The 19,934-nt window shown below is 67.6% G+C and carries 17 protein-coding genes; 6 read left to right on the top strand and 11 right to left on the bottom strand.

The window, feature by feature from the left end; genetic code table 11:
• Window positions 1-3: 3 nt before the first annotated feature.
• Together kduI and DVW87_RS06850 are read right to left on the bottom strand one after the other, a co-directional pair.
• Window positions 4-846, bottom strand: coding sequence for a 5-dehydro-4-deoxy-D-glucuronate isomerase (gene kduI, locus DVW87_RS06855; protein WP_114686917.1), 843 nt, complete (start codon window positions 844-846; stop codon window positions 4-6).
• Window positions 847-923: 77 nt separating this feature from the next.
• Complete coding sequence (locus DVW87_RS06850; RefSeq protein ID WP_114686916.1) at window positions 924-1,901, bottom strand: DUF4861 family protein; 978 nt, start codon at window positions 1,899-1,901, stop codon at window positions 924-926.
• Window positions 1,902-2,208: 307 nt separating this feature from the next.
• Between DVW87_RS06850 and DVW87_RS06845 the strand changes: the two genes are divergently transcribed.
• The 4 genes from DVW87_RS06845 (at window position 2,209) to DVW87_RS06830 (ending at window position 7,075) form a co-directional block, all read left to right on the top strand.
• On the top strand, window positions 2,209-3,423 hold the full coding sequence (locus DVW87_RS06845; RefSeq protein ID WP_114687125.1) for an MFS transporter: 1,215 nt from the start codon (window positions 2,209-2,211) through the stop codon (window positions 3,421-3,423).
• 250 nt (window positions 3,424-3,673) lie between these two features.
• Window positions 3,674-4,966, top strand: coding sequence for a glycoside hydrolase family 88/105 protein (locus tag DVW87_RS06840; protein WP_220149788.1), 1,293 nt, complete (start codon window positions 3,674-3,676; stop codon window positions 4,964-4,966).
• A gap of 160 nt (window positions 4,967-5,126) precedes the next feature.
• Window positions 5,127-5,855 (top strand): FadR/GntR family transcriptional regulator, encoded by a 729-nt coding sequence (locus DVW87_RS06835; protein WP_239017795.1) that lies wholly within the window; start codon window positions 5,127-5,129, stop codon window positions 5,853-5,855.
• Between the two features lie 482 nt (window positions 5,856-6,337).
• A complete protein-coding gene (locus tag DVW87_RS06830) occupies window positions 6,338-7,075 on the top strand; it encodes a FadR/GntR family transcriptional regulator (protein WP_420822326.1) in 738 nt (245 codons plus the stop codon).
• On the opposite strand, the gene DVW87_RS06825 is transcribed toward DVW87_RS06830, so the two are convergent.
• The 9 genes from DVW87_RS06825 to DVW87_RS06785 all read right to left on the bottom strand — a co-directional run bounded on the left by DVW87_RS06825 (window position 7,072) and on the right by DVW87_RS06785 (window position 17,383).
• Entirely contained in the window at window positions 7,072-8,001 is a 930-nt protein-coding gene (locus tag DVW87_RS06825; RefSeq protein ID WP_114686913.1) for a family 43 glycosylhydrolase, read from the bottom strand. The genes DVW87_RS06830 and DVW87_RS06825 overlap by 4 nt on opposite strands.
• On the bottom strand, window positions 7,998-9,131 hold the full coding sequence (locus DVW87_RS06820) for a cellulase family glycosylhydrolase (RefSeq protein ID WP_114686912.1): 1,134 nt from the start codon (window positions 9,129-9,131) through the stop codon (window positions 7,998-8,000). Before DVW87_RS06820 ends, DVW87_RS06825 begins: the two co-directional genes overlap by 4 nt.
• 2 nt (window positions 9,132-9,133) lie before the next feature.
• Window positions 9,134-10,303, bottom strand: a complete 1,170-nt coding sequence (locus tag DVW87_RS06815) for an aldose epimerase family protein (RefSeq protein ID WP_114686911.1) — start codon at window positions 10,301-10,303, stop codon at window positions 9,134-9,136.
• A 386-nt stretch (window positions 10,304-10,689) separates the two neighbouring features.
• Window positions 10,690-11,850, bottom strand: coding sequence for a Gfo/Idh/MocA family protein (locus DVW87_RS06810; RefSeq protein ID WP_114686910.1), 1,161 nt, complete (start codon window positions 11,848-11,850; stop codon window positions 10,690-10,692).
• A 14-nt stretch (window positions 11,851-11,864) separates the two neighbouring features.
• The gene (locus tag DVW87_RS06805) at window positions 11,865-13,130 is read right to left on the bottom strand and encodes a Gfo/Idh/MocA family protein (protein WP_239017794.1); all 1,266 of its coding nucleotides are present in this window, start codon (window positions 13,128-13,130) and stop codon (window positions 11,865-11,867) included.
• A complete protein-coding gene (locus tag DVW87_RS06800) occupies window positions 13,127-13,951 on the bottom strand; it encodes an FAD:protein FMN transferase (RefSeq protein WP_114686909.1) in 825 nt (274 codons plus the stop codon). Before DVW87_RS06800 ends, DVW87_RS06805 begins: the two co-directional genes overlap by 4 nt.
• The gene (locus tag DVW87_RS06795; protein WP_114686908.1) at window positions 13,948-15,261 is read right to left on the bottom strand and encodes a Gfo/Idh/MocA family protein; all 1,314 of its coding nucleotides are present in this window, start codon (window positions 15,259-15,261) and stop codon (window positions 13,948-13,950) included. The genes DVW87_RS06800 and DVW87_RS06795 overlap by 4 nt, the downstream gene beginning before the upstream one ends.
• A 306-nt stretch (window positions 15,262-15,567) precedes the next feature.
• The gene (locus tag DVW87_RS06790) at window positions 15,568-16,239 is read right to left on the bottom strand and encodes a TetR/AcrR family transcriptional regulator (RefSeq protein ID WP_114686907.1); all 672 of its coding nucleotides are present in this window, start codon (window positions 16,237-16,239) and stop codon (window positions 15,568-15,570) included.
• Window positions 16,223-17,383: a DUF3089 domain-containing protein gene (locus DVW87_RS06785; protein WP_114686906.1), complete on the bottom strand. Its 1,161-nt coding sequence runs from the start codon at window positions 17,381-17,383 to the stop codon at window positions 16,223-16,225. The genes DVW87_RS06790 and DVW87_RS06785 overlap by 17 nt, the downstream gene beginning before the upstream one ends.
• A gap of 110 nt (window positions 17,384-17,493) precedes the next feature.
• Between DVW87_RS06785 and DVW87_RS06780 the strand changes: the two genes are divergently transcribed.
• Together DVW87_RS06780 and DVW87_RS06775 are read left to right on the top strand one after the other, a co-directional pair.
• A complete protein-coding gene (locus DVW87_RS06780) occupies window positions 17,494-18,129 on the top strand; it encodes a TetR/AcrR family transcriptional regulator (RefSeq protein ID WP_114686905.1) in 636 nt (211 codons plus the stop codon).
• 105 nt (window positions 18,130-18,234) lie between these two features.
• A complete protein-coding gene (locus DVW87_RS06775) occupies window positions 18,235-19,926 on the top strand; it encodes a carboxylesterase/lipase family protein (RefSeq protein WP_114686904.1) in 1,692 nt (563 codons plus the stop codon).
• Window positions 19,927-19,934 lie beyond the last annotated feature (8 nt).

Below are 19,934 nucleotides of genomic sequence, written 5' to 3'. Positions count from 1 at the left end.
CAATCAGGCAAGCTGGCCGATATCGATCGCATCCATGTCGGCATAATCCTGGTTCTCGCCCGCCATGGCCCAGACGAAGGAATAGGCCCGGGTGGCGACGCCCATGTGGATCGACCATGGCGGGGAGATCACCGCCTGTTCGTTGGCGATCACGATCTGGCGCATGCCGTCGCCGCGGCCCATGAAATGGATCACGCGACTGTCCTCGGGCTGGTCCAGATCGAAGTAGAAATAGATCTCGCTGCGACGATCGTGAACATGCGCCGGCATCGTGTTCCACACATTGCCCGGCTGCAGCACGGTGACGCCCATCACCAGTTGGGCGCTGTCGCACACGCCCGGGATGATCAACTGGTGGATGGTTCGCTCGTTCGCCTCCGCCATGCTGCCGCGCGACAATGCATTGGCGTCGGCGATCGACAGCTTGCGCGTGGCGAACCGTTGATGCGCGGGTGCGGAGACCAGGTAGAAGCGGGCGTCCGCGCCGGCGAAGCGGACGTCGGCGCAGCCCATCGCCACGTACAGGCAATCCAGCCGATCGAGCGTGAACGCCTCGCCATCCACGACGACCGTGCCCGATCCGGCGCCGACATTGATGATGCCCAGCTCGCGTCGTTGCAGGAAGGGCTGTCCTGCCGCGCTTGCCGGCTGGGTCTGGTCGGGCAGCCTCACCTCGGCATCGCCGACGAGCACGCCGCCGATCACCAGGCGATCGGCATGGGTGTAGTTCAGCACGCATTCGCCGCGTCGGAACAGGGCGTCGATCAGGTAGCGATCGCGCAGCGCCGCGTTGGAGGCGCCTTCCATCATCTCGGGATGCGTGGCGTGATAGGTTCGATGGAACATCGGAGGTCTGACCTGGCTAGGCTGAAGGGGATTGCCGCGCGCGCCGAAAGGCGTGCCCGTCCGGCGCGCCGCGCTGCTCAGCGGCGCGCGGAAGCGGGCGGCGGGGCGAAATCCAGGTCGGCGGCGGCGACGTAGCGGTCCCAGGCCGCGCGATCGCGGATGCCGCTGTTGCCCTTGCTCCAGACCGAGCCCGAATAATAGACGAACGGGGCATCGGGGCGCACCTGCAACAGCACCAGATGGTTGTCCGCATCCTGGCGCATGCCGACGATCATCGCGGGATCGACCCGCAGGGCAATGCCCATGGCTCCCTCGTCTCGAGTGTCGGGGCTCCACCACGTGATGATGCCGCGCGTGCGGTCCACGGTGACCTGGCCGTCCTTGTCCGCCAGCGTGGTGCGCTTGCCGATGCCGATGCCCACGACCAGCGGCTCCTTGCGGTCGGAGGACAGGGTGGAGACGAGCCGGGTGAACTGCGATCCGAGCTTCAGCGTGAACCGCCGCGTTTCCCAGACCTTGCGGGTCACGTCGACGGGCCACGGTGCGTAGCTCACCTCGAAGTCGGCAACATCGCCTCCGCTCGCAAGGATCTTGTACGAACGGTAGTTGCGCGACACCCACAGCTTGTTGTCGCTCCAGATGCCCAGCCCGCCCGCCCCGCGTCCGGTGCCGACATTGTAGAAGTCCACGCCCTCGCCGTGATAGCCGTGCTGGTCCCCGGTCTTCAGCTGGCGATCGGCGAACGGCCAGTTCACGCTCTTGCCCCACGCGTCCACGCCGGAACCGGACGGCGGCTCGTGCGCCTCCAGCGGCTGACCGTAGACGCGATGCGCGGTGCGATCATTCTCCCACAGCAGGTCGCCGTAGCGATAGCCGGCGAAGGTGACCACCGCGCGGGCGGTCTTGTCCGCGGGCGGGGTGAGCGGTCGCGTGATCGCCGGCATCTGCGGCGCCGCCGCCTGCTGCGATACACCGGCGCCTGGCACGAGCAGCGCGGCGCCAGTCGCCACTATGCCCGCGAGCGGGCGGATAACGGCCGTGCGTGCAGGAATCATGATAGCCCTCCCCTCCGGTGACACCGATCGCGAAGCGGCGTTGCGCTCAGCCGGTCTATAACGAGCAAAGTTGTATTATCAAAGTTCGAGGAAGCCAAGCCGGGAAATCGGCAAGAGTGCGTTCGGGCGCGCCCTCCACCGCGTAAGAGGACGGTTGACCCGCCAATGCAATTAATACTACAAATCCTTACCGGCGCGAGAAGTCGGGGGTGGGGAGGGGTGTGTGACAGAACGGCAGCAAGCCAGTGGTGCCGAAGCGGCGGGCAACCCTGCCCATGGCTCTCGCGTGCGCTGGACCATCTGCGCGATGCTGTTTGCCGCAACCACGATCAACTATGTCGATCGCCAGATGATCGGTGTGCTCAAGCCGGTGCTGCAGGCCGATCTCGGCTGGAACGAGAGCGCCTATGCCAACATCGTGTTCTGGTTCCAAGCGGCCTATGCAATCGGCTTCCTGGTCATCGGCCGCTTCATCGATCGGGTGGGAACGCGCATCGGCTATGCCGTGGCGTTCGGCATCTGGACGCTAGCGCATGTCGCGCACGGACTTGTCGGCAGCGCCGTCCAGTTCACGCTGGCGCGCTTTGCGCTCGGGCTGGGGGAATCGGGCAACTTCCCCGCAGGCCTGAAGGCGGTGGCCGAATGGTTTCCGCAGCGCGAACGCGCCCTGGCGGTGGGGCTGTTCAATGCCGGCGCCAATGTCGGTGCGATCCTCACGCCGCTGCTGGTGCCCGCCATCACCATTGCTTATGGCTGGCGCACGGCATTCGTCGCGACGGGCCTGGTCAGCGCCGTGTGGATCGTGGTGTGGCTCGCCGTCTACCGCTCGCCCGCCGCCCATCCTCGTGTTGATGCGACGGAGCTGGCGCTGATCCAGGCCGACCGGCCCGCCGCGGTGACGGCGCTGCCCTGGCGACGGCTGTTCGGCGTGCGTCAGACCTGGGCGTACGCGATCCCCAAGTTCCTCACCGATCCGATCTGGTGGATGTTCCTATTCTGGCTGCCGGATTTCCTTTCCCGCCGATACGGGCTGGATCTCAAGTCCTTCGGTCCGCCGCTGATCGTCATCTATCTCCTGTCGGACATCGGCAGCGTGGTCGGGGGCTGGGCATCCTCGCGGATGATGCGGGCAGGGCTCTCCGCCAACCGCGCGCGGAAACTCACCATGGCAGGTTGCGCACTGGTGATCCTGCCTGTCGTCTTCGTCCAGTATGTCGACAATCTGTGGTGGGCCGTGGCGATCATCGGTGTCGCCACCGCGGGGCACCAGGCCTTCTCCGCCAACCTGCTGACCCTGCCGTCCGACCTCTTCCCCCGCGAGGCGGTGGGCTCGGTGGTGGGCATCGGCGGCACGGCGGGCGCGATCGGCGGCATGGTGATCGCCAAGTTCATCGGCTTCGTCCTGGATACGTCGGGCAGCTACGCGCCGATCTTCGCGGTCGCGGGCGGCGCCTACTTCCTCGCACTTGCCGTGTTGCACGTCTGCAGCCCCCGCCTCCAGCCGATGCATCTGCCGGCCTGACCGGCACGGACCGCATATGACGGCACGAACGGACACATGTTGCACCCGCGGCAATGCGTAGTACAAATCTGATCGATCAGTCGTCGGTCAACGACATCATGGATGGGAGGGATTGCTGGTGCGCAAGGTAGACAGGACGCCGCTGGGACGATGGCTCGTGACCGGATCGCTGGCGGCGCTTGCAGTGACATGCGGGACGCCCGCCGCCGCCCAGCTCGGCCCGCGTGACGTTCCCATGAACCGGGAGCCCATGCGCGACACCGACGACAAGGTCGCGCTGCTGAAGCCGGCCTATCCCATGCCCTATGGCCGCCCGACGGATGTTTCGGTGAAGGCCGTTCTCGATCGCGTGCTCGCCTATATCGACCGCGAAACGCAGGTCGGGCTGACGGGCGCGACGGGCGAACGCCTGAAAATCGACGGCAAGCTGCCGCGCGGCGCACATTTCCTCCCGGGCTTTCGCCTGAACAGCTACGAATGGGGCGTGACCTATTCGGGCGCGCTCCTCGCCGGGGAGGTCACCGGGGACAAGCGCTTCACGCAATATGCCGCCGATCGCCTGAACTTCGTCAACGCGGTCGCCGCCAACTACCGCGCCCAGGGCGTTCCCGCACGGGAAACGCCGGTTCGCGACATGCTCAATCCCGACAAGCTGGACGACGCGGGAGCAATGGCGGCGGCGATGATCAAGGCCGAGCGCGCCAAGCTCCTGGACAAGCGCGCGCGCCCGCAGATCGATCTTTACCTGAACTGGGTGGCCAACAAGCAGTTCCGCCTGGCGGACGGCACGCTCGCCCGGACCAGCCCGTACCCGAACACGCTGTGGCTGGACGACCTCTACATGAGCGTTCCGGCGCTGGCGCAGATGGGCGCGTTGACCGGCGAGCGGCGCTATTTCGACGATGCCGTGCGCCAGGTGCTGCAATTCTCGCAGCGAATGTTCGTGCCGGAGAAGAAACTGTACCAGCATGGCTGGGTGCAGGAGATGTCGCCGCACCCGGCCTTATACTGGGCGCGGCCGGATGGCTGGGCGATCATGGCGATCGTGGAACTGCTGGAGGTGCTGCCTGCGGATCATCCCGGCCGCGCCGCGGTGCTGGCGCAACTGGGGGCGGTTGCGGAAGGGCTGGCGAAAGTCCAGTCGGACACCGGGTTGTGGCACCAGCTGCTCGATCGGCCGGATACCTATCTGGAGACGTCGGCGTCGGCGATCTATGCCTTTGCGCTTGCCCGTGCCGTCAATCGCGGCTGGCTGGACCCGCGGGCCTATGCGCCGGTCGCGCTGCTCGCGTGGAACGGCGTGACCACCAAGGTGAACGCCGCCGGCGAGGTGGAGGACGTGGTCGTCGGCACGGGCATGGGCTTCGACCCCGCTTTCTACGCCTATCGCCCCCGGCATGTCGCCGCATCGCACGGCTATGGCCCCGTGCTGCTGGCCGGCGCCGAGGTGATCGCGCTGCTGCGCAAGACCAAGGTCGAGCGGCCGCCCTTGGTGATGGGCTATAACTGGCGTCCGGCCGCGCCTGCCAAGGCTGCTCCCTGAACCCTCCGGCGGCGGGATTGCGCGGCAGGTCATCTCTCCCGCCGTCGTGTAGCAGCCCGTCCCCCGCTTGCTGCCCCGTGGCGGCGGGGGCGGGCGGGGCGGCTGGCATGTGGCGGCGAGTGGTACTACAAGGCCAGGCGCGACAAGGAGAAAGGTCGGAGTGGAAGCTGCCTCAACATCACTTTCGGACGCGCTGTTTCGTAAGCTGGAGGAGCGGATCGCGCTGGGCGCCATGCCGCCCGGCTCGCGCTTCCCGGCACAAAAGGATATCTGCACGGCGGAGAATGTCAGCCGCACGGTCGTCAGGGAGGCGATCGCCAGGCTGACCGCAAAGGGACTCGTGACCTCGCGCCAGGGGTCCGGCGTGTATGTGACGGATACCGCGCGCTACAGCGCGTTTCAGATCACCCGCGAGGAATTGCAGGACCTCGGCGACGTGATCAAGCTGCTCGAGACGCGCCTGGCGGTGGAAGCGGAAATGGCGGCCCTTGCCGCCGCCCGGCGGACCACGTCCGATATCGGCACGATCCGCGCCGCGCTGCGGGAGATGGATGCGGCGATCGACGATCCAGCGGAATCCGCGCGCTGGGACGCGGCCTTCCACCACGCCATCGCACGGGCGACGCAGAACGACTATTTCGTCCGCTTGATCGACTTCTTCGGCGTCCGGCTCGTGCCGCCACGCGACCTGTACCTGCGCAACAGCTCGGAAGAGGCGCACCATGCCTATGCCGAAAAGGTCCGCGGCGAGCACGAGGCGATCCTGGATGCAATCGTGCGGATGGATGCCGAAAAGGCGCGCGAGGCGGCGCGGCACCATATGCGCGAAAGCCTCAGCCGGCATTCCCGGCTGAGCGAAATCAGCCTCCTGCACGGGGATCTTGGCTGACCGCGGACAGGCTCCGTCAAGCAGTCCGCTGACGCATGCCGGTGACGATCCTGCAACTCCCCCTCGTCACGGGATCGGCCGGCCGCCTGCGCCTCGATCGACATGCGCAGCGAGCCGGTGAATCCGTAGCCTTTCCTCCTTGAAGAAGCGCGCCGGACCCACCGCGAATCGGGTGATGTGAGCTTCATGGCAGAACACTGCACGGGCACGGCGAGGGCAAGGCTGACGGAGACCCTCCTCCTCATGCGGCCGAGGAACGACGCCACATCGCGATGACGGGCTTGCGCATGTCCGGCCGGCTCTCCGTCGGTCGTATCGACCCGCGACAAGCGTGCCCGTGCGATGCTCCCCCCTGGCGGCCGGCACACCGGCCAGCTTTGGCGAGCAGTCGTACTACAACATATGCTTGTCTATAAGGGGCTCGGGCATAAGATGATCGCAGTGCCGATGGCGCGAGACCGGGAGATAAGAGGTTGGCGGAGTTGTCGAGATTGTCGCTGGACGATGTGCGTCCGCAACTCGGCCGCAACCTGACCTACGGGCTGCTCGACAGCCTGGGCCGCGCGATCGTCACCGGCCGTTTCGATGAGGAAGCGTTCCCGACCGAGGCCGAGCTTGCCCGGCAGCACGGCGTCAGCCGCTCCGTCACGCGTGAGGCGGTGAAGATGCTGACGGCCAAGGGGCTGCTGAGCGCGCGCCCGCGCCAGGGCACGATCGTGCAGCCGACCGGGTCCTGGAACCTGTTCGACACCGACGTGCTGCGATGGCTGCTGGAGCGGAAGTTCTCGATCGTGCTGCTCGAGCAGTTCAACCAGCTACGCGTGGCGATCGAACCGGAAGCGGCGGCGCTTGCCGCGCGCTTCGCCGCGCCCGACGACATCGGCCGGATCAGCGCCGGGCTCGAACGGATGGAGGCGGCCGAGCGCGGGGCGGACGACACCCTGGAAGCGGACATCGCCTTCCATGTCGCGGTGCTGCGGGCCTCGGGCAACCCGTTCTACGCGCAGTTCCGCGACGTGGTGACCACCGCGCTGCGCACCTCCATCCGCTTCACCAATCGCATCAAGGGGCGCACCGCCAGCGTGGCCGAGCACCGTGCGGTGCGCGACGCGATCGCCGCGGGCGACGGCGATGCCGCGCGCGCGGCCATGCGCACGCTGATCGGCGACGTGCTGAACCTGATCGAAACGCACCGGGATGTCGCGGCCGCCGCCGATTAGTTCGTCATCCGGATCGGCAGGATCGATCCGTCCGTGCCGAAGCTGACCGGCTGGATCGCGACCACGCGTCCCCCCTTGTACGGTCCGTTGCCGCTCTGCCCTTCCCAGCGGTGATAGGCGATGTACCAGCGCCCGTCCCTGGGATCGTGCAGGAACGCATGGTGTCCGGGCCCCTTGTACTTGCCGTCGCTGGCCAGCAGCCGCCCGGCATAGCGCCACGGCCCGGTGGGCGAGGGAGCGGTGGCGTAATGGACCGAATAGGTCGCGTTGTCGTACCTGCCCGACGAGTAGGACAGGTAATAGGTGCCGTTCCGCTCGAACAGGAACGCGCCCTCGGTGAAGTGGCGCGGCGTGGCGACCTTCACCTCGTGGTCGATGCTGACCATGTCGGGCCTGAGCGCCCAGACGCGCAGCGTCGCGCCGGCGCTGCCACCGGCATAGAGATAAGGCGTCCCGCTCTTCGAATCGACGAACACCGCGGGGTCGATCGCCTCGAACCCGTGCCCGCCATCGTTGACGAGCGGCTTGCCGCTGTCGGTGCAGGGCCCCTGCAGCGTGTCGCAGCGTGCGACACCGATGCGGCTCGGCGTGGGGTGCTGCGGCCCGATCGAATAATAGAGATAATGGCTGCCATTCGCGGCGACCATGTCGGGCGCCCACAGATGGTGCACGGCGGCGCCGTCATCGCCAACCCACGGGATTGCTGCCAGCGACAGCAATCGCGGCCCTCGCTCCCAGTGCTTCATGTCCACGGACGACCAGGCGAACAGCCCGCCGCCGCCGGTCGGATAGATCCAGTAGCGGTCCTCGCCGGCTTCCATGTCGGGATCGGCGCCGGTCAGCACCGAGGCGACTTCCTGCGCCGGGCCGGCAGCGGCGGCGACGGCAAGCCCCGCCGCCGCCGCCATGGCGAGCAGGCGTCTCATTTGGCCGCGGGCACCACGCCCTTGGGCGACTGCGCCAGCCGGCGGATCAGGTCGGTTTCGGCCTGGCGATAGGGCGTGCCGTCCGCGCGGAACACTTCATGGAACCAGATCGTCGGCGGCTCCATCGTATAGGGCTTCTTCCAGCTGTCCCAGGGCAGGCGGGTCTGCGTCTTTCCGTCGACAAAGCCCCAGTTCATCATGCCGATGTTCATCCGCTTGGCGACCGGCAGCGTTCCGTCGAAGGTGGAGCCGTTGCCGCGCGCCATGTATTCGGTGTTGATCACCGGCCGGCCATAGCTGAGCATCTGCTTCGCCCGCTTCTCGAACGTCTCGGGCCAGCTGTAATCGTGAAAGGTGAGCACGTCGGAACGCGTGACCTGCGTCTTCTCGACGGCGTCCAGCGTTTCCATCCGGTCCCAAGTGTCACCGATCCACAGGCCGGCGGTCAGCGGCTGGGTGGGATCGACGGAGGCCGCCCAGTCGAACACCTGCGGCAGCAGCCGCGCGACATAGGCCTTCTTGTCCGGCGTTCTCACGTAATTGCCGCCGCCATCGTTGTTGGGCTCGTTCCACAGGTCCCAGCCGAGCACGCGATCGTCCTTCGCGAAGGTGCCCACCACATCCTTCACATAGCCCTGGAACTTGACGTACTGGCTTTCATCCTTCAGCCGTGCGGCGCCCGGCGCCTGCATCCAGCCGCTGTTGTGCACGCCCGGGATCGGCGGCCGCTGCGGACCGGCCACGGGGTTGGGGTCCCAGCAGCTGTCGAACAGCACGAACAAGGTGCGGATCTTGTGTCGCGCGGCGATCTCCAGGAACTGGTTCATCCGCTTCTTCAGGCCCTCGGGATCCTGTTCCCAGAGCATGTTGTGGAGGAACACGCGCATTGTGTTCATTCCGATCGACTGGGCCAGGCCAAGCTCCTTGTCGATCGTGGCCGGATCGAACGTCTCCGCCTGCCACATCTCGAACTGGTTGATCGCCGTGGCAGGCGTGTAGTTGGCGCCGATCAGCCACGGCTGCCTGGCGTACCAGGCATGGGCCTGCGCCTTGGTCCACTGATCGCGCGCGAGCGCCGGCGACGCGGTCGTCGCGAGCATCGCCGCGAGCAGGATCATCCGCTTGGTCATCGTCATTCTCCCTGTTGGCCGCTGGGCGCGGCGGTGCCGCTGCTCAGGCGGTAGGTCATCACATTGCGATAGGTCTGGCCGGGCTCGAGACGGGCGCTGGGGAAGCCCTTCTGGTTGGGGCTGTCCGGAGAGATCTGCGGCTCGAACACGACGGCGTCGCCCTCTCGATAGATCTTCTTCGACTTGCCGTGCGACGTGCCGTCCAGGAAGTTGCCGGAGTAGAATTGCACCCCGGGCTGGTTCGACCACAGCTCGAACCCGCGGCCGGAGGCGGGATCGTAGACGCGCGCCATCAGATGCTCGTCGCGCGTCACCTCGCGCCCGACCACGAAGTTGTGATCATAGCCGCGACCCCATATGATCTGCTGGTCGCCGGCATTGCGGACGCGATCGCCCACGACATGCGGCTGGCGGAAGTCGAACGCGGTGCCCGCCACCGGCTTGAACTCGCCCGTCGGGATCGCGCCGTCGTCGGTGGGCAGGAAGGTTTCGGCCGGGATGGTCACCTGATGCCCCATCGCGCCGCCCGCGGAACCTTCGCCCGACAGGTTCCAGTAGGCGTGGTTGGTGATGTTCGCGATGGTCGTCCGGTCGGTCCGGGCGACATATTCGATGCGCAGGTTGTTGCTCTCGTCGAGCGAGTAGGTGGCATCGATCGTCATCGTGCCGGGATAGCCCTGGTCCCCATCGCGGCTGACATGGCGCAGCGTCACCGACGCCTGCGGACCGCCCTTCACCGCCACGACATCCCACAGGACCTTGTCGAAGCCGACCGTGCCGCCGTGCAGCGCATTCCTGCCGTCGTTGACCGGTGTCTGATAGGCTCGGCCGTCGATCGTGAAGCGACCCGCCGCGAGGCGATTGGCGAACCGCCCCACCGTCATGCCGAAATATTGCGGCGTCTTCAGGTAATCGGCGAGGTTGTCATAACCGAGCGCGACATCGGCCTTCTTGCCGTTGCGGTCGGGCAGGATCACCGATTGCAGCGCCGCGCCATAGGCCAGCACCGTTGCCGAAACGCCGCGACCGTTCGACAAGGTGATCGAAGCAACCGGACGACCGTCAGCCAGCGTGCCGAACGTCCCGCGCCTGGCGGTCGCCGCCTCGGCGGACCCTGCCGCAACCGACCCGAATGCTACCGCTGCGAGCAGCAGTCCCGAGATTTTCGACATACGATCGCTCCTTGTTGAGCCGCCATGAACTGCGATCGACCCGCCGCGGCCACCGGGATCGACGTTGACCAGATGCCTGCGGACACGATCGGTAACGTGCGCGCCTGCAACCCGGAACAACGGGCTTCCACCTGCTCCACGATCACCGTGGCGACGCGCGCCAATACTATGCTCTTGTGTGAGGATCACCGGACTCGCCGAGCATGCTGGTGCGCGCTCGATGCCCGCGGAGCTGAACCGAAACCGCAGCCATCCCTTTTCATCCCGCCTCCACCCTTCACTGGCCGCTCACCGGCGGCTTGTGCTTGTCCCTCGAATACGAACAAACAAGACGAGAGGAAAGCAGATTTGTCTTATAATTACATTTCTGCGCCACGTACCTTTGCTCAGCTGACAGCTCGCTCCGCCTTGGCCTTCTCTTGCGCCGTCAGCACGAGTTCCGCCGCCAGCAGCGCACCTTCCTGGTCCTGCGCGACCGAAGTCCGCTCCACCAGATCGGTGATGAACTGCGGCCCGAACGGCAGCGGCACCGTGGAGCAATCCATGTACCGGGTGCTCTTGCGGTCGGCGATGAACAGGTGGTTGCCGCGCGGGCGCCCGGCCAGGTCGACATATTTGCGCAGCTCGATGAAGCCCTCGGTGCCGAGGATGAAGAGCCTCCCGTCGCCCCAGGTCGGCAGGCCGTCCGGGGTGAACCAGTCGACCCGGACATAGCCCATCCCGCCATCGCCGCTCAGCATCATGTCGCCGAAATCCTCGAACCGGGGATGGTCGGGGTGGCCGATATTGGCGGTCTGCGCGGCGACCACGCGCGCGGTCCTGCTGCCGGTCAGGTACACGAACTGGTCGGCCTGGTGGCTGCCGACATCGGCCAGAATGCCGCCGTTGCGCGCCGGGTCCCAGAACCAGTCGGGTCGCGTCGGCGCGGACACGCGGTGCGGCGCCAGGTTGATCGTCTGGATCACCTTGCCGATCGCGCCGTCGTGCACCAGCTGCCCGGCCATCACCGCCGCCGGCACCTCCAGCCGCTCCGAATACAGGATGCCGTACTTGCGCCCGGTCTCCTTGATCGCGGCGCGCACGTCGGCGAGCTGTTGCAGCGTGACCATGCCGGCCTTGTCGCTGAGATAATCCTTGCCCGCGCGCATCACGCGGATGCCCAGCGGCGCGCGCTCGACCGGGATCGCCGCGCTGCACACCAGCTTGATCGACCTGTCCGACAGGATTTCGTCCTCGGACCGCGCCAGCCTGACGCCCGGATACCGCTTCCGGAAGTTCGCGACCTGTTTGGGATCGGTGGCGAAAACGGCGGAAAGCACGCCGCCGCCCCGGATCATCGCATCGGTGATGCTGTAGATGTGGTTGTGGTCGAGCCCGATGACGGCAAAGGGCAGGCGATACTTGGCTTGCGGGGCGGGGCGGGCCGGCGCGTCCTCCGTCGGCGCATCGCCGCGCGTCACCGACTGGGCGAGGGCATCGCCTGCGAAGCCCGCCATCCCCGCGGAAAGCCCGAGCGTCAGAAGGGCGCGGCGGTCAGTGTTGGTCATATCGCGTATCCCCTTCACACGGCAACGAGATTGGTGGGCCAAGTCACCGCCTCGCCCCGGTCCATCGCCTGTTCGCCCAGCAGCGAGGCGACGCTCGCATCATAGGCCTGCGCGAGCAGCCCCGGCAGCGGCGTGCCGGAGCGCACGGCTTCGCCAAAGCCTTCGAACTGGAGCATCGTCTCGTCATATTCGCCCCAGCCCAGCGACTCGCCCGGCGTGGTGACGGGCAGCTCCGGGAACCAAGTCGCGCCGCCGATCGGCACCGTGCGCTTGTGGCCGCGCTGCACGTCCTGCTGCATGCGCTGGAGCGCCAGTACTTTGGGCGGCACTTCCTGGTAGATGCGGCCGAGCTCGGCCTCGATCGTGCCCTTGCTGCCCTGGATCTGCTCCTCGCAGCCATAGCGGGCGTTGTTGAGCAAGGAGGTGTAGATGAATTTCCGCCCGCCCGAATATTCATACACCAGCGCGACATGGTCATAGACCTCGCGGCCGTCCTTCCAGTGGCAGATGCTGCCCGATCCGATCACCCGCGCCGGCGCCTCGTCCAGAAACCAGTTGCCGACCTGCAGCTGGTGCGTGGCAAGCTCCGTCATCAGCCCGGCGGAACTGTCGCGGTAGAGGCGCCAGTTGATCTGTCGGTCGGTGGCATCGGCCGGCACCTTGCGCCGCCAGGAATTGTTGCGGTGCCAGCTGGCGCGGATCTGCGTAATCGCGCCGATCTCCCCGGCCTGCACGCGCTTGCGCGCGGCGAGGTAGGTCGGGTGGAACATGCGCTGGTGCCCGATCTGCAGCACCTTGCGCCTTGCCCTGGAGCGCGTGACCATTGCCCCGCAATCGGCGATCGTGCGCGCCATCGCCTTTTCGCACCACACGTGCAGCCCGGCATCGAACCCGTCGAACGCCTGCTGCGCGTGCCGGTCGAGCGGCGTGGCGATGACCAGCGCGTCCAGTCCGCCGGCATCGATCATCGCGCGGTGATCGGCGAAGCTGCGGACCTTCGGATCGACCAGTGCGCGCCCCTTGGCGAGATGCGGGGCGTAGCTATCGCACAATGCCGCAATCGTGCAGTTGCGCGTCTTCAGGATGTTGCGGATCAGCGCGCGGCCCCGGTCGCCCGTGCCGATCACGCCCAGCCGCACGCGATCGCCGGGGGCAGGGCTGGCCTGCGCCGCGACGGCGGCCCAGGGCGAAACGGCGGCGATGCCCGCGCCCGCGGTCGCCGCCATCACGCGGTGGAGGAAGGAACGTCGCGAAAGCTCGAATTCGGCGTCGGTTATCATGCAGCCACTTCCACCGGTTCAGGAGCCGCCGCCCGGTCGAGATCGAACCGGTACCGTCTGCCGCTGCCGAGCAGGGCGGCGGCGCTGTCCGGCCCTGCAACGAGCAATGCGGTGCTCATCGCCTCGGCCTCCGCGCCGCTGGGCTCGATCACGATCGTCGTGCGCCGCTCGCCGATCCGCGCGCCGTCCTGCGGCCGGATCATGGCGGCGCGTTCGGGCGAACCGACCGTGGAGCTGATCGACATCGCCTCGTCGGTCAGTTCGAGGTCGATCAGGCTGCGGCCGGGATCGAGCGGGTGCGGAACGGCGAACGGCCATCCACCGCCCAGCGGGTGTTCGCCCAGCACCGTGATCGAGCTTTCGCCCGCCGACAACAGCGCGGAGCGGACGCCGGCCTGTTTCAGGATCGCGGCGGCATGGTCCAGCGCGAAGCCCTTGCCGAACGCCCCGAAGTCCAGCGCCGCCGGTTGTGTCGCCTCGATCCGCGATGCGGCCCGATCGCGCCGAATGCACGACCAGCTGCCATGCTCCACCGCCGGATCGAACAACCCGCCGGTCGCGACATAAGCGGCGTCCACCGCGTCCAGCGCTTCCCACAAAAGCGCATTGCGGACCAACGCCGGCCGGCCGGCAAGCAGGCGCTCGTTCAGGTCAGCGGTGGCCGAGGGACGATGGGTGGTGAGCGCATCGTCGAGCGCCTCGATCGCCCGGCGTGCCGCGGGCACCGCGTCCGCGTCGCACCCGCCGAACACGTGGATCTCGAACCGCGTGCCCATCGCAGCGAAGCGCTCGATCATCGTTTCCGCCGGCGGGTGGTTCACGCCGTGATTTCCCAGCCCGGCTGGTACGCGACCGACCACAATTCCATCGCCTCAGCGCTGCTCGGCCGGCCGGTTGCCGGATCGATGCGGAGCACGCTGTTCGTGCGATAGGCCATGTTGCCGAGATGGCAGAGCGTGGTGCTGACATGCCCTTCCGCGATCGGCGAGTTTAGCGCCGCCGCCGTGCCGCGGATCACGTCGACGAGGTTGCCGGCATGATAGACGTCCAGCGCGCCTTCACCCACCGTGTTGGTGGTCGCCGATTGCGCAGCGGCTTTCACTTCGCGCGTCCGCTTGCCGTCGAGGCCGAACAGCTCGAAGCCGTTGCGATCGACCACGGCCGACCCTCTTGTGCCCAGCAGCAGCACGCCGCGGTCGCGGCCGTGGGTCAGCATCCGGTTGCAGCTTTGCCCATTCCAGCGGATGGTGCGCCCGTCGGCATAATTCAGGTCGACGGCAAGGGTGTCATACATCTCCCAGTCGTCGCCCTTGTAGAAATTGCGGGCGCCACGAGCCTGCACCGACGTGGGATAGGAGAGACCCATCATCCAGCGGGCGACATCGAGTTCGTGCATCGCGTTGTTGCAGATTTCGCCGGTGCCGTAGCGCCAGTGCCAGTGCCAGTTGTACGGCACCAGGTTCGTCCGGTACGGCCCGCGCGGTCGCGGGCCCTGCCATAGATCCCAGTCCAGCGTGGCGGGCGGCGCCGCCTCGTGGCCCCTCCCGATGGAGGGGCGATTGTTGGCGTACCAGGTCTGCGCCTCGTACACGTCGCCGATCTCGCCCGCCTGGATCAGCCCGGCGAGCTGCCGCGTCTCCGCGCTGGAGCGCTGCTGGTTGCCGACCTGCAGCTTGCGCCCGGTGCGCCGCTGCGCGGCGATCATCGCCTCGCCTTCTGCGGGGGCGATGCCGATCGGCTTCTCGCAATAGACGTGATGGCCCGAGTGCATCGCGTCGATCGCGATCCTGGCATGCGAGAAGTCGGGCGTGGCGACGGTGACCACATCCACCTGCCGCTTGTCGAACAGCCGGCGGTAATCGCGCTCGGTTTCGACCGGCGGCAGCCCCTTGACGGCGGCCTCGCCCGCGCGCTTGGCCAGGATCGCCGAGTCGACATCGACGAAGTGGGTGACCTGCACTCCGGGCAGCTTAGAGAAAGCGCTCAGATGCGCCTGACCACGGCCGTTCACGCCGACGATCGCCACGTTCAGGCGCTCGTTCGCCCCGCGTATCCGTGCATAGCTTTGTGCGGTGATCGCCACGCCGAACGTCGCGCCGGCACCCTTCACCATCGTACGTCGATTGATCATCGATCGGCCTCTCCCATCTCCAACGCTACTACGTGTCTCCCTCCGCGGCAAGAGTTGTCATACAAACCTGACCACGCTGGCGTGCTCTGTCTTGTTGATGGGACTGAGGCTCTTTCACCTCTTCACGGCGTGGCGCATGCCTGTACGATCGGCACGCGAGGCGAGGCCGGCGACCGATCGTGCGCAGCGCACCCGATTGTCCGGGAGCAAGCCTGCCGAATGCCGCGCCATGGCATGCCGCGGTCAACGCACCGCAAGCGCCTGCGTGACGGGGGCGGGAAGGATCAGCGGCGCCAGGCCGCTCGCTCAGGTCGCCTCTGACAATCTCAGCAGGAACTGGTCCTTGTACCATGTCAGCAGCTCGAAAGCGTCGTCGACGCGGCCCTCGTCGGTCTGGAACAGGCGCTCGATGGCCAGGCCGCGCATGGCGGCCAGGTGCAGGCGCGACATGGCATGGATCAGGTCATCCTGCTCGAAGCCGATATCGCGCGCGACCTCGATCGGGCCGCTGGCCAGTCGCGCCTCCGCGCCGCGCATGACGGCCGGAAACCGCGCCGACAGCTCCGGATCGCTGCGGGAACCGAGCATGATCTCCAGCAGGGCCATGGAGGCCGGCTCCTTCATCGTGTCCCAGACGGCGGCGGTGATCGCGCGGAACCGCTCCACCCCACGCGGCACCGCGCGCAGGATCTGGCGCCGGCGGAGGTCCTGCTCGCGCACGATATGCTCGGCCACGGCGATGATGAGGTCGGCGCGGGTGGGAAACTGGTGCAGCATCGCCCCACGACTGACGCCCGCGGTCTGCGCGATCGCGACGGTCGTCGTGGCGCCATAACCGGTGCGGTAGAGACAATCGATCGCCGCCTCGATCAGCCGGAGGCGGGTGGCGGCGCTGCGTTGCGCGTGGCCGTTGCCGGGTGGGAGAGCCGGTGCGGCCGGCTCCCCCTCGATCGTCAGCCGGTCAGCGCCGTGCGGCATAAGTGCGCGCCTGCGCCCGCGCGGCGGAAAGGAGGTCGCCCATGGCCAGGTTCACGTCGATCACATGCAGGCCCCATCCGGTATCGACCTGACCATTGGTGATGACATCGCCGCTGATCTCGTCGGTGCGCGGGTCCGTGGGCACGGCGTTCACCGTCACCTTGAGGTAGCGCGCGGTGCCATCCGTGGTGCAGGCGGCGGTGAGCAGGCCCGGGGTCTGCACGAACGGCGTGGTGACGGTCTTTCCGGTCACCCACGGCCTGGGCGCGGCCTGCGAGGAGGAGATGCTCGGGCGGTTGCCGAGGAAGGACGTGACGGTGGCCGGCGCATCGGCGCCGATCGCCGCAGGATTGACGCACGCCACCTGCATGCCCGGCACTTCCGTGCGCGCAAAGCGGGTCTTGGTCGGCGGCGGCACCGTGCTGCGGAAGGAGGCATAGGAGACGACGCAGCCGGCCTCGCCCTTGGCCGTGCAGATCGGCACCGACTTGAAATCGCCGCCGACCGCCTTGCCCGCGGGGACGAGCAGGCTGGTGCCGATCAGATAGGCGCCCACCAGCTTGCGCTGGTCCGGCTTGCCGTCGATCTGCTCGGCGACCAGGCGCTTCAGCACGCCCGATCCCTGGCTGTGGCCGATCAGGATCACGCCGCGGCCGCCATTGTCGTGCTGGAGGTAGTAACGCCAGGCCGCCAGCACGTCGGCATAGCCGATCTCGCGGTCGGGCTTCATGTCGCCGCCGCTCATTCCCGCGCGCAGGGCGGGGATGGTCACCTGGCGGTACATCGGCGCAAAGGTGCGGCACAGTTCGCCGAAGCGGGCGAACTGGTTGGCGATCACCGACATCTCCTCCGGCCCCGGCACCAGATCGCTGTTGGGCGCCTTGTCGAGCGAGACGGTGGGATAGACGTAGAAGCAGTCCACCGCCGGCGCCTTCGCGCGGGTGAAGGTGAGCGGGCGGAGCGTGCCGTCGGCGTTCACCACCGTGGTGCTCAGGTCCGCCTTGCTGCATGCATCCGCCGCGCCGGGGCGGCAAAGCCAGTTTGCCGCTTGCGTGTAGTCGGCCGGCATGGGGGCTGCCGTCTCCTGGGCGGCGGCGGGCATGGCCGAGCAGGCGGCCAGCGTGGCAAGCACGATGCGTTTCATGGTGTCCCTCCCTGATGAGGCGACGGTTCGTTCCGCGCCTTCAATTACAATCAGTACTGACTGTACGTGGCGGCTTGGTCAAGTGCAAGCGAGCGGAGTAGGGAGCGCGGATGCCCGACACGCCCGCCGCCGCCAAGCCCGTCCGTCGCACCCAGGCGGAGCGCAGCGCCGCCACGCGCACCGCGCTGCTCGATGCCGCCGTCGATTGCCTGTTTGAACAGGGCTATGGCGGGACGAGCACCGTGCTGGTTGCGGCCAGGGCGGGCGTGAGCCGCGGCGCGATGCTGCACCATTTCCCCAGCAAGGCGGACCTGATGCTGGCGACGCTGGAACATGTGCTGGACCGCAACCACGATTATTATACCGAGGCACTGAGCAGGATCGACGATCCGTGGGAGCGCTATGCCGCGCTGCCCGACCTGCGCTGGCAATTGGCGCTGCAACCGCATGGCACCGCGCTGATGGAGATCCTGGTCGGCGCGCGCAGCGACGAGGTGGTGCGCGCGCGCTTTCCGGAGTTCCAGCGGCGTCTGAACGAGAAGCAGGCGCAGCGCCTGGCCGAACGCGCGCAGGATGCCGGTCTGCCGCTCACCGCGCACGACCAGGCGGTGTCGCGCACCATCGTGCTCGCCTTGCGTGGCCTCGCCATCGAGCGGCAGGTCAACCCCGATGTGGACGTGGACAGCGTGCTGGACGTGCTGCGCACGCTGAAGCGCGAGACGATGGAGCGGCGCGCGGCCGATTGAACCAACCCCATTGCGCGGCCCGCTATAGAAAGATACAGTCATGACTGCTTGGAAGCTGGCGGCAAGCCGGCCCGGGCGGGAGAGGCTGTCGAAAAGGGGTGCAGGATGTCGCAATGGGACGTGCCGGTCAGCCGGCGCACGATGCTGGCGGGCGGGGCAGTGGCGGCGGCCGCCACGACGGGGCTGATCGGGTTCGAGGCGGAGGCGCAGACCAGCGCGTCGCCCGCGATCGCCGGCACCGCCCGGCCGCTGGGCGGGGACATGTCGGGCCAGGTGTTCCACACGGTGGAGACGGTGTACGGCAAGGTCGAGGGGATCGAGAATGCCGGGATCAAGGCGTTCAAGGGCATCCCCTATGGTGCGCCGACCGGCGGCCGCAACCGCTTCCTGCCGCCGAAGAAGCCGGCGAAATGGGCAGGGGTGCGCAACTGCATCGGCTATGGCCCCGTCTCGCCGCAGACGCCCGCCGACCTGCGCGGCGACTATGCCATGTTCATCATGTGGGATCGCAATGTCGGCGTCGGCTCGATGGGCGAGGACTGCCTGGTCCTGAACGTCTGGACCCCGGCCACCGACAACGCGAAGCGCGCGGTGCTCGTCAGCTTCCATGGCGGCGGCTTCACCACCGGATCGGGCAACTCGCCCGGCTTTGACGGGGCGCAGCTCGCGCGCTTCGGCGACGTGGTGGTGGTGACGGTCAACCACCGCCTGGCCTCGTTCGGCTACACGCATCTCGGCGATCTCGGGCTCGGCTCGGCCTTTGCCGGCTCGGGCGCGGCGGGCGTGATGGACATGACCGCCAGCCTGGAGTGGGTGCGCGACAATATCGCGCAGTTCGGCGGCGATCCGAACCGGGTGATGATCTTCGGCCAGTCGGGCGGCGGCGCGAAGACGACCACGCTGCTCGCCACGCCCGCCGCGCGCGGGCTGTTCCACCGGGCCGCCGTGCAGAGTGGATCGGCGCTGCGCCTCACCGAGCGGGAGGCGGCGACCCGCCATGCCGAGGCGCTGCTGGCCGAGCTGAACCTGTCGCGCGCCACTGCCTCACGGCTGCAGGACGTGCCCTGGCAGAAGATGCTTGAAGCGCAGACCCGCGTGATGCGCCGGCCGGAGTTCGCCCGCGCCTTCAACCCGGTGGTGGACGGCACCTACCTGCCGCACCACCCGTTCGATCCCGCCGCGCCGCCGGAATCGCGCACCGTGCCGATGATCGTCTCCACCACGCTGGAGGACGCGGCGCTGCGGTTCACCAACTGGGATGTCGACGACGCCACCGTGCGCGCCGACCTCGCCAGGCGCTATGGCGACAAGGGCGAGGCGATCTTCCGCCTGTATCGCCGGGAGTACCCCAAGAAGTCGCCGTTTTTGATCCAGTCGGTGATCGCCACCGATGCCGCCGCGCGCCGCAACGCCTTCAAACAGGCGGAGCTGAAGGCGGCGGACGGCGGCGCGCCGGTGTGGATGTATCAGTGGGACTGGGCGACGAGCGGCTATGACGGCAAGTTCGGTGCGATTCACGGCATCGACGTGTCGGCGAGCTTCCACAATTATCGCGACCAGACGGTGGATGTCGGCTCGGCGCGCGGCCGCAGGATGTGCGACCGGCTCGCCTCGGCCTGGGTCGCCTTTGCCAAGACCGGCAACCCCAACAATCCGCAGATCCCGAACTGGCCGGCGTTCGATGCGCAAAAGCGCGCGACCATGATCTTCGATGACGACACGCGGGTGGAGAACGACCCGCGCAGCGAGGCGCGGCGCTTCTGGGCGGCGATGCCCGCCCCCGTCACTCCGATCTGATCCCTCCG

The sequence above is a fragment of the Sphingomonas aracearum genome (assembly GCF_003345355.1).
Lineage (GTDB): Bacteria > Pseudomonadota > Alphaproteobacteria > Sphingomonadales > Sphingomonadaceae > Sphingomonas > Sphingomonas aracearum.
This window is presented reverse-complemented; position numbering and strand designations above follow the sequence as displayed.

Coding starts and splice junctions, on each gene's coding strand:
- kduI (WP_114686917.1), bottom strand. CDS start 846: ATGTTCCATCGAACCTATCACGCCACGCATCCCGAGATGATGGAAGGC.
- DVW87_RS06850 (WP_114686916.1), bottom strand. CDS start 1,901: ATGATTCCTGCACGCACGGCCGTTATCCGCCCGCTCGCGGGCATAGTG.
- DVW87_RS06845 (WP_114687125.1), top strand. CDS start 2,209: ATGCTGTTTGCCGCAACCACGATCAACTATGTCGATCGCCAGATGATC.
- DVW87_RS06840 (WP_220149788.1), top strand. CDS start 3,674: ATGCGCGACACCGACGACAAGGTCGCGCTGCTGAAGCCGGCCTATCCC.
- DVW87_RS06825 (WP_114686913.1), bottom strand. CDS start 8,001: ATGAGACGCCTGCTCGCCATGGCGGCGGCGGCGGGGCTTGCCGTCGCC.
- DVW87_RS06820 (WP_114686912.1), bottom strand. CDS start 9,131: ATGACCAAGCGGATGATCCTGCTCGCGGCGATGCTCGCGACGACCGCG.
- DVW87_RS06815 (WP_114686911.1), bottom strand. CDS start 10,303: ATGTCGAAAATCTCGGGACTGCTGCTCGCAGCGGTAGCATTCGGGTCG.
- DVW87_RS06810 (WP_114686910.1), bottom strand. CDS start 11,850: ATGACCAACACTGACCGCCGCGCCCTTCTGACGCTCGGGCTTTCCGCG.
- DVW87_RS06805 (WP_239017794.1), bottom strand. CDS start 13,130: ATGATAACCGACGCCGAATTCGAGCTTTCGCGACGTTCCTTCCTCCAC.
- DVW87_RS06795 (WP_114686908.1), bottom strand. CDS start 15,261: ATGATCAATCGACGTACGATGGTGAAGGGTGCCGGCGCGACGTTCGGC.
- DVW87_RS06790 (WP_114686907.1), bottom strand. CDS start 16,239: ATGCCGCACGGCGCTGACCGGCTGACGATCGAGGGGGAGCCGGCCGCA.
- DVW87_RS06785 (WP_114686906.1), bottom strand. CDS start 17,383: ATGAAACGCATCGTGCTTGCCACGCTGGCCGCCTGCTCGGCCATGCCC.
- DVW87_RS06780 (WP_114686905.1), top strand. CDS start 17,494: ATGCCCGACACGCCCGCCGCCGCCAAGCCCGTCCGTCGCACCCAGGCG.
- DVW87_RS06775 (WP_114686904.1), top strand. CDS start 18,235: ATGTCGCAATGGGACGTGCCGGTCAGCCGGCGCACGATGCTGGCGGGC.